General features: G+C 71.5%; 10 protein-coding genes. 2 read left to right on the top strand and 8 right to left on the bottom strand.

Annotated features, from left to right (window positions below):
* Positions 1–111 precede the first annotated feature (111 nt).
* Together ACIBM5_RS25705 and ACIBM5_RS25700 are read right to left on the bottom strand one after the other, a co-directional pair.
* A complete protein-coding gene (locus ACIBM5_RS25705) occupies positions 112–870 on the bottom strand; it encodes an enoyl-CoA hydratase/isomerase family protein (protein ID WP_396008984.1) in 759 nt (252 codons plus the stop codon).
* Between the two features lie 425 nt (positions 871–1,295).
* A complete protein-coding gene (locus tag ACIBM5_RS25700) occupies positions 1,296–2,915 on the bottom strand; it encodes an alpha/beta hydrolase (protein ID WP_396008983.1) in 1,620 nt (539 codons plus the stop codon).
* Positions 2,916–3,385: 470 nt separating this feature from the next.
* Between ACIBM5_RS25700 and ACIBM5_RS25695 the strand changes: the two genes are divergently transcribed.
* Positions 3,386–5,167 (top strand): glycoside hydrolase family 3 protein, encoded by a 1,782-nt coding sequence (locus ACIBM5_RS25695; protein ID WP_396008982.1) that lies wholly within the window; start codon positions 3,386–3,388, stop codon positions 5,165–5,167.
* Positions 5,168–5,444: 277 nt separating this feature from the next.
* On the opposite strand, the gene ACIBM5_RS25690 is transcribed toward ACIBM5_RS25695, so the two are convergent.
* The 5 genes from ACIBM5_RS25690 to ACIBM5_RS25670 all read right to left on the bottom strand — a co-directional run bounded on the left by ACIBM5_RS25690 (position 5,445) and on the right by ACIBM5_RS25670 (position 9,462).
* The gene (locus tag ACIBM5_RS25690) at positions 5,445–6,911 is read right to left on the bottom strand and encodes an MFS transporter (RefSeq protein ID WP_396008981.1); all 1,467 of its coding nucleotides are present in this window, start codon (positions 6,909–6,911) and stop codon (positions 5,445–5,447) included.
* A gap of 212 nt (positions 6,912–7,123) precedes the next feature.
* Positions 7,124–7,684: a DinB family protein gene (locus ACIBM5_RS25685; RefSeq protein WP_396008980.1), complete on the bottom strand. Its 561-nt coding sequence runs from the start codon at positions 7,682–7,684 to the stop codon at positions 7,124–7,126.
* 225 nt (positions 7,685–7,909) lie between these two features.
* Complete coding sequence (locus ACIBM5_RS25680; RefSeq protein WP_396008979.1) at positions 7,910–8,377, bottom strand: MarR family transcriptional regulator; 468 nt, start codon at positions 8,375–8,377, stop codon at positions 7,910–7,912.
* Between the two features lie 217 nt (positions 8,378–8,594).
* A complete protein-coding gene (locus ACIBM5_RS25675) occupies positions 8,595–8,918 on the bottom strand; it encodes a plasmid stabilization protein (RefSeq protein WP_396008978.1) in 324 nt (107 codons plus the stop codon).
* A 154-nt stretch (positions 8,919–9,072) separates the two neighbouring features.
* The gene (locus ACIBM5_RS25670) at positions 9,073–9,462 is read right to left on the bottom strand and encodes a helix-turn-helix transcriptional regulator (protein WP_396008977.1); all 390 of its coding nucleotides are present in this window, start codon (positions 9,460–9,462) and stop codon (positions 9,073–9,075) included.
* 199 nt (positions 9,463–9,661) lie between these two features.
* Between ACIBM5_RS25670 and ACIBM5_RS25665 the strand changes: the two genes are divergently transcribed.
* A complete protein-coding gene (locus ACIBM5_RS25665) occupies positions 9,662–10,135 on the top strand; it encodes an STAS domain-containing protein (RefSeq protein WP_396008976.1) in 474 nt (157 codons plus the stop codon).
* Positions 10,136–10,201: 66 nt separating this feature from the next.
* On the opposite strand, the gene ACIBM5_RS25660 is transcribed toward ACIBM5_RS25665, so the two are convergent.
* The gene (locus ACIBM5_RS25660) at positions 10,202–10,690 is read right to left on the bottom strand and encodes a DUF6328 family protein (protein ID WP_396008975.1); all 489 of its coding nucleotides are present in this window, start codon (positions 10,688–10,690) and stop codon (positions 10,202–10,204) included.
* Between the last annotated feature and the right edge of the window lie 64 nt (positions 10,691–10,754).

The following is a 10,754-nucleotide window of genomic DNA, read 5'->3' as shown; positions in this document are numbered from 1 at the left end:
GGCCCCCGGGGGGGGCTTTTGGTCTCAACCCCTGGTGGGGGGTGCGGGGGCGCTGTGGCTGGGGCGGGGGGGCCGGGCCGCAACCCCCCCCCGCCCCGCCCCCCGCCGGCGTCAGCGCGCGGTCCCGGCGCCCAGGAACGCGGACAGGAAGTGGCCGTCGAGCATGGACAGATCACCGAACCGGTCGCCCCGGCTGTAGGCGTTCATCAGCGTCTTCGACGCGTGCAGTGCCGCGACGGGCCTACGGATCACCGGCTTGACCCAGCGGCTCACCGCGCCGTCGAGTTCCTCGGCCGGCACGACCTGATGCAGGATCGACAACCGGTGCGCCGTATGGGCGTCGAACGCGTCCGCGGTCAGCACGAGTTCGCGGATCCGGGCGGCACCGACCTCACCGATCAACCGGGCCATCGCACCACCCCACGCGGTCGGCAGTCCCAGGGCCAACTCCGGCATCCGAAACCGTGTCCCGGTGTCGCCCACCCGCAGGTCGCAGAAGATCGCCAGGGCCAACCCGGCCCCGACCACCTGACCGTGCACCCGGGCGATGGTGACCGGATCGGCCGCGGCGAACCCCTCGCACACCGCCCGTGCCTTGTCGCCGATCCTGCGCACGGCCGGTCCGCCGGGGTCCTCGGCGGCCAGCCGCAGCAACTCGCCGCGGTCGCCGCCCAGGCAGAAGGAATCGCCCTCCCCCGACAGCACGAGCACGCGCACGTCGGAGCGCGCACGCAGGTACGAGAGCACCGCCAGGAGGTCGTCCAACATCTGCTCGTCGAGCGCGTTGCCGACCTCCGGCCGGGCCAACCGCACCTGCAACACCGCCCCTTCGAGGCTGGTGCGCACGGTCTTCAGATCCAGCGAGTCCACGAACGTGGCCCCTTCCGGTCATGGGAAACGCCGCCGCGCCGGCGCGGAAGCCCCGTCGATCACCAGATCGTCGCATTGATGATCACGACTTGAGGAGCCGAATCCACGCCATTCGACGGCTCCCCCGGGGCATCGGCGCCCCGCCGCGCACGGCCGGGGGGGGGGGGGGGGGCCCCCGCCCCCCGCCGCGCCCCCCCCCCCCCGCCCCCGGCCCCCCCCCCGGCCCCCCCCCGCCCCGCCCCCCCCCCCCCCCCCCCCCCCCCCCCCCCACGACTCACAGTGCCTGGCCTACTCCGTAGTGCATTCGCGGCGCCGCGATCGCCGGGGGTGAAATGTCGCCACAGCACCGCGGAAGTCGCTTCCGGACCCCTGGAAACGTGCATTCCGCGCCCCCCGTGCCGGCTGAAACCATCCGTTGCCGGCCACTAGCGAAGCACGCCGCGGAGGGCCTCGGGGTCGGTGGGCGGGAGCGGAGTGGCCGCTCCGGCGGTCCTGGCGCTGAGCGTCGGGGTCACGTAGACGGGAGTGGGATCGGCCTGGGGGGCGCACGTCTTGGCGATGCGGCCACCGCCCCTGGGGAGGCTGCCGTCGCGGAGGTACGCGGTGAACGTGTCGTCCAGACAGGCGTTGCCGTGGAACAGGATCTCGTGGAAGCTGCCGCCGGTCTGGACGACCAGCTTGGAACCGGGCAGTGCGTCACGCATGGCCAGTCCGCCCTCGTACGGCGTGGCGGCGTCCTCGGTGGCCTGGAAGAGCAGGACGGGTGGCAGGCCCTTGCCGGTGATCTTCATCCGACCCGCCGGGTTGCCCTGGCCCGGCCAGAACATGCAGGCCGCGTTGTACCACATGTTGTTGTAGGTGTAGAAGGGCGCGGTGGCGTCGACCCTGGCCTGGTCCTTCTTCCAGAACTCCCAATCGCGCGGCCAGGCGTTCTCGTTGCACTGCGCCGCGTTGTACGCCGGAAAACTGGCGTCGTCGGTGCCCGGCGCCGCGTAGCGGTTGTACGCGATGTTCAGCGGCCGGGTGTCGTGTTGCGTGACGTAGGCGGAGAGCACGGTGGCCATCCTGGGCCAGCGCAGGAAGTTGTAGCCGCCGCCGTAGAAGGTGTCCTCGAACTCGGCGGGGCCGATCTTGCCGGGGGCCGGGGCGGCGTCCACCGGTTCGGTCCGCAGCGCGGCCTCGACCCGGTCGTACGCCCTCTTGACGCCGGCTGCGTCCGTGCCCAGGTGGTAGACCGAGTCGGCCTTGGCCGTCCAGTCGGCGAAGGCGTCGAAGCGGCGCTGGTGTTCCTTGTCCTGGAGGATGTTGTGGTCGTACCAGGGGATGGTCGGGCCGACGATGCTGTCCAGCACCATGCGCCGCACCCGCGAGGGGAAGAGCTGCCCGTACGTGGAGCCCAGCGAGGTGCCCCAGGAGCCGCCGTAGAAGTTGATCTTCGGGGCTCCGAGCGCCCGCCGGATGCTGTCCATGTCGCGTGCGCTGTCGACGGTGGTCATGTGCGGCATCAGCCAGGACCAGTCGGCCGCGCAATCGGCGGCGTACCCGGCCGCCTTCGACAGCCAGGCCTTGGAAGTGCCCTGGCTTATCCGGTAGTCGGGCCGCGGACCATGGAAGTACTCGGCGTCGCAGACCACATGGGGTTCGCTGCTGTTGGTGCCGCGCGGGTCGAAGCCGATCCAGTCGTAGGTCGAGGCGACGTCCTGCGGGATCTGCCCGGAGATGAAGGCGGGCATCCACAGCCCGGAGTTCCCGGGGCCGCCGGGGTTGAGCAGGATCGGACCCTGTTGCCTGTGCCTGGGTGCAGTGGCGGGAAGCCGGTTCACCGCGATCTTGATCTTGGGGCCGTGCGGGTTCGCGTAGTCCACCGGCACGTCGAGCATCGCGCACTGCAGCGCGGGCGTGGTGGCGTCGTTACAGGAGCTCCAGACGAGTTTTCCCTGCCCGGTGTCCTCGGGGCCGGCGGAATCGGGTGCGGCGCCGACGGAGGCTCCGCTGAGGGCGACGAGTGCCACGGCTGCCGAGAACAGGGCTATGACTTTTCTCATGCACGCATGATGTGACATGTGAAATTGTATCGCTGCTCATACGGATCGCACGTTACCAAGCTGTGACCAACGCCGGCTCAGGGTCCGGTGCGGACCGATCTCCCCGCCGGGATCCCGGATTACAACCTTCCCCACCGCAAGCGTTTGCACTACTGTCGCCTGGCAGTTGTGCCACTCGACCGGGGGGCTGAGCCGATCCACCCCGACACCGACGTGCCGGGCGTACCGGCGGACCCGGTTGCCGCGAGCACGTCGCCCTCGGCAACGGCCCCTGCTCGCCGTCGACCCGCCTCCCCGTCGGCCCCGCCGTCCGGCTGCCGGTTCCGCACCCGCTGCCCCTGTGCGACCCGGCTGCGCGCGACCGCGGACCCTCGATACGCGCCGTCGGCGAACAACGCACCGTCGCCTGCCACCACCCGCCGCCCACGCCGTCGCCCACACCGGCCACCCATCACGAGGAGTCATCCGCCATGCCCCGCACGCTGCGCCACCACGACGGCACCCGCTTTCGCGACCTGAACCACAACGGGACCATGGAGCCCTACGAGGACCCCCGGCTCCCGATCGACGAACGCGTCGCCGACCTGCTGGGCCGAATGACCCTGGAGGAGAAGGCCGGACTGATGTGCTGCGGCCGGATGATCCCCGGCGACGGCGCCCGCAGACCCTCCGGGGCCGAACTGATCGCCGAACGCGGCATCAACACCTTCGGGTTGACCGCCATGCCCGCACCGGTCGAAATGGCCCGGTGGAACAACCACGTGCAGGACCTGGCCGCCGCCACCCGCCTGGGCATACCCGTCACCCTCGCCTCCGATCCCCGGCACGGCTTCACCGAGAACCCGGCCACCGCGTTCACCGGCGGCGCCTTCAGCCGCGGCCCGGAACCGATCGGCCTCGCGGCCACGGACGATCCCGCACTCGTCGAGGAATACGCCGCCGCAATGGCCGCCGAACTGCGCGCCGTCGGCGTCCGCGTCGCCATCCACCCGATGGCCGACCTGGCCACCGAACCCCGCAAGCCGCGCACCGGCGGCACGTTCGGCGAGGACGCGGACCGCGCCGCACGCATCCTGGCCGCCTACATCCGCGGCTTCCAGGGCGAACGCCTGGGCGCCGACAGCGTCGCCTGCATGACCAAGCACTTCCCCGGCGGCGGACCCCAGGAGAACGGCGAGGACCCGCACTTCGCCTACGGCACCCGCACCGTCTATCCGGGCGGCAACCTCGACTACCACCTCAAGCCCTTCGAGGCCGCGTTCGAGGTGGGCACCGCCCAGGTCATGACGTGCTACTCGATCCCCGTCGGCACCGCGCTCGCCGAGGTCGGCTCCTCGTTCAACCGCGACGTGCTCACCGGCCTGCTGCGCGGACGGTACGGCTTCGACGGCGTGGTGTGCAGCGACTTCAACGTGCTCACCGGCATGGAGATCCCCGGCGTCGTCGCCCTGCCGGCGCGCAACTGGGGCGTGGAACACCTCTCCCTCGCCGAACAGGCCGCGATGATGCTGCACGCCGGCGTCGACCAGTTCGGCGGCGAGACCCGATCCGACCTGATCGTCGACGCGGTGCGCCCCGGCACCGTCGACGAGAGCCGCATCGACGCATCGGCACGGCGCATCCTGCGCGACAAATTCCGACTCGGCCTGTTCGACGACCCCTACGTCGACCCCGAGGTCGCCGAACAGGTGGTGGGGCACCCCACCCGTACCGAACTCGGCCGCCGCGTACAACAGCGCTCCCTGGTCCGCCTCACCGGAAACGCGTTCGCGGCAACTCCCCGGCGCCGCCTGTACATCGAGAACATCGACCCCGAAGTCGCGTCCCGCTACGGCACGGTGGTCGAGCGCCCCGAGGACGCGGACCTGGCCGTCATCCGGATCGACGCCCCCTACGAACCCCGCGAGGGCCTCCTGGAACGCCACTTCCACGCCGGCTCCTTGGACTTCTCCGCCGCCGAACTCGAACGGCTGCGCAAGCTGTGCGCGACCGTACCCACCGCCGTCGACGTCTTCCTCGACCGCGCCGCGATCCTCACCGAACTCGCCGGCTGCGCCGCCGCCCTCCTGGCCGACTTCGGCGCCGACGACGACCTGGTTCTGGACGCCGTCTTCGGCAACAGCCCCACTCCCGGAACCCTGCCCTTCGACCTGCCCTCGTCGATGCGGGCCGTCGAGGAGTCCCGCGAGGACGTCCCCTTCGACACCCGCGACCCCCTGTTCCGCTGCGGCCACCCGCACGCACCCCGGTAACGACGCCCGCCCGTCGGCCGGTTCGCCGCTCCGCTCGCGGGCCGCGCAAACGACCGGCTACCGCGGACGTACCCGCGTCGACCACGACGAGGTCCCTGCTCGCGCAGACGTCACACCCACGCCGGGCAGGCATGGCGAGCGTCCCGAAGTCTCCCGCCGCGCACCCGCGCGCACACCGTCTCGCGTGTGCCGGGCGCGCGGCGGCCTCGGTTCACTCCCGGGTCGGCTGCCGGGCCGGGAAACCGGCATCCGGGCATCGGGCGTCACGTGCCGAGTGTCACGAGCGCGCCCGGGATGCGCGGCGGAGCGGGCCACGCGCCTCGACGCCGGCGGGGTGGATCGCGGTGCGCGGGATCGCCGCCGCGGTGACCGCCGCGGCCAGCGCCGCGGCGGCGGCGAGCGCGAAGACGATGCGGTAGGCGTCGAGCGAGGCGTACGTGCCGCCCCCCGCCCCGGCCGGCAGGGTCGACGTCACCGTCGTCAACACGACGGCGACCACGGTGCTGCACAGCGCCTGGCCGATCGTGCGCATGAGCACGTTCAAGCCCGTCGCCGCCGCCGTCTGTGCCGAGGGCACCGCCTGGATCACCAGAGTCGGCAAGGCCGAGTACACCAGGCCGGTCCCCACCGAGCACAACGTCGCCCCGGCCGCGATCGACCACATCTGCTCGCTGGTGAACACCCGCACGACGTACGCCCCCGCGATCACCAGCGCCCCCGTCACGAGCGTCGACCGGGCGCCGCGCGCCGCGGACAGCCGAGCCGACACCGGCGACATCGCCACCATCGTCAACCCGCCGGGCAGCAGGCACAGGCTCGCCACCAACGCGGACGCCCCCAGGCCGTACCCGGTCTCCTCGGGCGCCTGCACCAACTGCACGGTGGCAAGCCAGTTCGCGTAGAAGGCGAATCCGGTCACCAGAGCCGCCAGGTGCGGCAGCAGGACCGTACGGCGGGCCGCGAGGCGCAGATCCACGAGCGGTTCGCGCACCCGCAGCTGATGCCATCCCCATATCGGCAGGACCAGGACACCGGCCGCACCCACCCCCAGCACGAGCGGGCTCGTCCAGCCCCAGTCACCACCCTTGGAGACCGCGAGCAACACCCCCACCAGGCCGGCGGTGAGCAACAGGGCCCCCACGACGTCGAAACGGCCCGGGGTACGCGTCGCCGAGCGCGGCACCACCCACCACGAGAGCGCCACGCCGAGCACGCCCAGGCCGGTCGTCACCCAGAACAACATGTGCCAGTCGGCGTGCTGCACCACGATCGAGGCCAGCGGCAACCCGGCGGCGGCCCCGATCCCCACCGTCGAGCTCATCAGCGCGACCGCCGAGCCGACCCGGTGCGGCGGCAGTTCGTCCCGCAGGATGCCGGTGGCCAGCGGCACGACCGCGGCGGCCGTGCCCTGCAGGGCACGCGCGGTGATCAGCACGCCGATGTCGGTCGTCATCGCGCACAGGGCCGATCCGACCGTCATCACCGCGAGGGCGCCGACCAGGATGCGGCGCTTGCCGTACATGTCGCCGGCACGGCCCAGTACGGGGTTGAGCACCGCACCGGACAGCAGCGTCGCGGTCAGCATCCAACTCACCGTGCCCGGCGACGACCCGGTATCGCCGGGAAGTGCGGGCAGCAGCGGCACGATCACCGTCTGCATGAGTGCCATGAGCGTGCCGCCGAAGGCCAGGGTGGGCACGATCAGGCGGGAACGAAGGCCGGACGAAGGTACGGCGGTTGCCATGTGACGGCTCCCGGATCCAGGGGCCGCCAACCGAACTGACGACCCGTCAGATCAGTTGTGTCACGATCTCCCCGCGAACGCCGGCACACGTGACGGAGGTCGCACCACGACCCACCCCGCCAACCCCCGTCGACGCCGGTCGCGCCATCGCCGTCGAGCCGGGAGCGGTCGTGGCGGGGGCGGTTGCCGCGGGAGCGGTCGCGGCGGGCGGGTCACAGGCCGATGGCGCCGTCGATGCGTTCGCGCAGCAGATCGGCGTGGCCGTTGTGCCGGGCGTACTCCTCGACCATGTGGATCAGCACCCAGCGCAACGACACCGTCCCCCGCCACACGTCGTCGCCCGCCACGTCGAGGTCGGGTGCCTCGATCGTGAAGCGCTCGGCGAAGGCGACCTCCGTACGCCATGCCTGCCATGCCTGCTCGACGATCGCGGCGTCCGGCACCGCCCCGTCGAAGTCGCCGTCGGGGTCGGCGCCGGAGGAGAAGTGGGCCGGTGCCTCCTGCCCGGCCAGGACCTGCCGGAACCAGCGGCGCTCCACGTCCGCGAGGTGCCGCACGATGCCGAGCAGGGACAGTGTGGAGGGCTCGACGGATCGCCGGGCCAGTTCCGTTCCCAGACCGGCGCACTTCAGTTCCAGCGTCGAGCGCTGGGCGGCCAGGACGTCGATCAGGATGGCGCGCTCGTCGCCCGTGGTGGGACCCTCGAACCGACGGTGGCCGGCGACGCCGACGAACAGGTCGCCCCTTCTGGTCGGATCGGTCGTGTCCGTCATGGTCGGCCCTACGATCTGCCCGGTGCGGGCCTCGGAATCGTCGAATTGTCGGCGGGATCGGTTCTCGCGGTGCCTCGGGGGTGCGTGGGGCCGTTGGCAGCGCATCGGGAGGTGGGCCGCAGCCCTGCACCGGGGCCCGGAGGCCGCCGGTCGGACCTTGACGGCGTGCAGGATCCGGATGCCCCTCGGACCCGTCGTGTCGTCGGCGTCGGCGTCGGCGTCGGGTCAGGTGCCGCGGACCCAGCCGGCGAGTTCGGCCAGGTGGACGTTCTCGCGGGCTGCGTGCAACTCCGCGCCGAGTGCGGCCCGGTAGGTGGCCGTCGCCTGCTCGCAGCGGAGGTGCCCGGCCGTACTGACGGTGGCTCGCACCCCTCGACCGTCCTCACCGCCGACGGAGGTTCGTGCCGCCATGCCCTGGGCCTCCAGTCGCCCGACGAGTCGGGTGACCGAGCTGACCTTCAGGCCGATGCGCTCGGCCAACTCCCCCATCCGCAGGCTTCCCCCGCTGTCCTCCCGGCTCAGCGCGCACAACGCCCGATACTCCGAGAGCTGTAGACCATGGGCCTGTTGCAGGGCCCGGTCCAAGCGCTGTTCGATCCGACCCAACAGGCGCACCGCCATACACCAGCGGTCGTCCTCGTCGTCACCGGCAGGCTCCGCCTCGGCCCCGCCGGTCGGCGTGAAGTCCGACATGGCCTCAACCTACATACTGCTTGTACAAGCAAGCAACCCGTCTCGGCACGGAAAAGGCCGAGCCGGTCCGCATGTGACGGTCGGTCGGCTCGGCTTCAGGACGCAGGCAGGCGGCCGGCTCGCCGGCAGAAGGAGCGTCGGACCCCGGACGCCTGCCTGCCGTTCCCGACCCGGACCCGGATCGGCCGCCGACATCGGGCAGCCGGGGTCGGCGTGCTCAACGACCGAGGGCCTGCTCCAGTTGTTTCTTGTTCATCGACGAACGCCCCTTGATGCCGCGACGTTTGGCGTCGGCGTAAAGCTGGTCGTAGGTGGGGCCCTGGGCGCCGCTGTGCGAGCGCAGACCACCGCGCCGGGACGAGGACATGTCCTGGAGGGAGGTCCGACTCGCCGTCTCGGCCTCGCCGGCGCGGGCGCGTTCCTTGTTCACCGTGCGAGCCGCGATCTCCTCGGCGCGCTTGGTGCTTTCGCCGCGATTCTTCGCGCTTTCCTTGATGTGCTCGTACTGGCGTTCCCGCTTGGGACTCGATCCCCTCGGCATGGCACTCACCTCGCTTCTCGCGCAGTCCGACGCTCGAACCGCGCTCCCACGCTCGAACACCGAGCCGCTACCCGATGTCCGACCGGGCATGCGGAACGGACGGAGCGGAACGGTCGCGGAGGGCGCGGACCGACGCCGGGTGCGAGGTCGTCGGTCAGCCGCCGGAATCCGAGCGGTCGCGCCGCCCGAACTCCCGCTCGCCCGCGTCGGCCCGAAGCAGGTCCGCGTCCGCGTCCGTCCCGTCCGGAGGGGTCTGTTCGGGCAGGTCGAGGGCGTCGGCGACGGCCCGGCCCCGGTCGGCCGGATGTCGCACCTCGGTTCCGGGCACGACTCGGTAGATGTTGCGCCGTCCGCTGCGCTGCCGGGTCAGATACCCGCCGTCCTCCAGGTCCGTCAGGATGGCCTGCACCGCGCGCTCGGTCAGCAGACACGCAGCCGCGATGTCGCGCACCCGCACCTCGGGATCACGGGCGATCACCGAGAGCACACGCGCGTGATTGGTGAAGAACGTCCACGACGGCCTGGACTGCTCCGCATCGCTCATGCCCACCATCATAGGCGCGATCGTTCCGGTAACTCGATACACGAATTGCAGTTCATGAATTACTTGACGCACGTTCGGCGACGACCGATGCTTGACACACCGCAGGCCGGAACCACCGGCCACCCGAATCCCGCGAAAGCACATGTCAACCCCCAACGATCGAGGTCCCCGCCCGACATGCCAGGGAGGGAAGCCCGTCATGGCCGCCCCACGCCGCCCCGCCACCCGCCAGTCGCTGCGCCCACCGGGCCGCCCCAGGATCCGCCATCGCGAAGCCACGCCGAAGCACCTGCGCATTCGGGTGACCGTCGTCGAGGACGGGGTTCTGTTGCGGATCGGCGGTGAACTCGACATCGACACCGGGCCACCGCTGCGCCGCGCCCTCGACACCGCGCTCGACTCGGGTGCGCCCCGGGTGGACGTGGACATGCGCAGCATCACCTTCTGCGACAGCACGGGTCTGCACGCCCTGCTGTATGCGCGTGCCAGGGCCCTGGAAATCGGGACCCGACTCGGACTCGTGCCCGGCGACAAATTCCGCCGCCTGCTCGAAGTCACCGACACCGCACACCTGTTCAACCCGCTCGCCGTGCCGCCGTCGGCTCGTGGGGCGGGGGACGACACCGGCGCAGGGCCGAGCCGCGGGGCGGCCCGGGAGGAGACGACGCCCTGAGCGCCCCGGCCGTCGCGGGCATTGCGACCGCGAACCGACTCCTCGCCGGCCGGGCGTCGCGGGGCTTCACTTCCCTGTGGGCCACCCCGGTACGCGCAGCCGAAGAACCAAGGGCAGGACGAGCCACCAACAGAGGAACCACACCGCGGCCAGCGTGGTGAGCACCGCGGCCGTCACCGCGTCGGTGGCCACCCGCAGCAGCAACAACAACGAGCAGCCGATGGTGCACGCCAACAGTCCCACGCCCACCGTGAGAAGGTGGTTCGCCAGGTGCACCAGGCGGGGTTTGAGGTGTTGTCCGGCGACCGCGCGGTGCAGCGAAACCATGGACACCAGGACACCCATCGAGGCCGCGCCGAGCACGACGGCGGCCACGTAGAGGCCGTTGTCGAAGTCGCCCAGCGTGTCGAACTTGGGCGTGAAGACGACGCTCAGCAGGAATCCGAACAGCACCTGCGCGCCGGTCTGTACGACGCGGACCTCCTGGAGCAGTTCGTTCCAGCGCCGATCCGCGCGCTCGTCCGCGCTCTCGCGTCGGCCGTCCTGCTCGCCCATGGTGTGCCTTCCGTCGGCGGTTCCGCGTGTGGGGGAGACGATGTCCCGGCACTCGCCGGACCAC

The organism is Embleya sp. NPDC050493 (assembly GCF_044458105.1).
GTDB lineage: Bacteria > Actinomycetota > Actinomycetes > Streptomycetales > Streptomycetaceae > Embleya.
The sequence above is the reverse complement of the archived record's forward strand: the minus strand, read 5'-3'. Positions and strand labels throughout refer to the sequence as shown.

Coding starts and splice junctions, on each gene's coding strand:
- ACIBM5_RS25685 (WP_396008980.1), bottom strand. CDS start 7,684: ATGACGGACACGACCGATCCGACCAGAAGGGGCGACCTGTTCGTCGGC.
- ACIBM5_RS25690 (WP_396008981.1), bottom strand. CDS start 6,911: ATGGCAACCGCCGTACCTTCGTCCGGCCTTCGTTCCCGCCTGATCGTG.
- ACIBM5_RS25665 (WP_396008976.1), top strand. CDS start 9,662: ATGGCCGCCCCACGCCGCCCCGCCACCCGCCAGTCGCTGCGCCCACCG.
- ACIBM5_RS25670 (WP_396008977.1), bottom strand. CDS start 9,462: ATGAGCGATGCGGAGCAGTCCAGGCCGTCGTGGACGTTCTTCACCAAT.
- ACIBM5_RS25660 (WP_396008975.1), bottom strand. CDS start 10,690: ATGGGCGAGCAGGACGGCCGACGCGAGAGCGCGGACGAGCGCGCGGAT.
- ACIBM5_RS25680 (WP_396008979.1), bottom strand. CDS start 8,377: ATGTCGGACTTCACGCCGACCGGCGGGGCCGAGGCGGAGCCTGCCGGT.
- ACIBM5_RS25675 (WP_396008978.1), bottom strand. CDS start 8,918: ATGCCGAGGGGATCGAGTCCCAAGCGGGAACGCCAGTACGAGCACATC.
- ACIBM5_RS25700 (WP_396008983.1), bottom strand. CDS start 2,915: ATGAGAAAAGTCATAGCCCTGTTCTCGGCAGCCGTGGCACTCGTCGCC.
- ACIBM5_RS25695 (WP_396008982.1), top strand. CDS start 3,386: ATGCCCCGCACGCTGCGCCACCACGACGGCACCCGCTTTCGCGACCTG.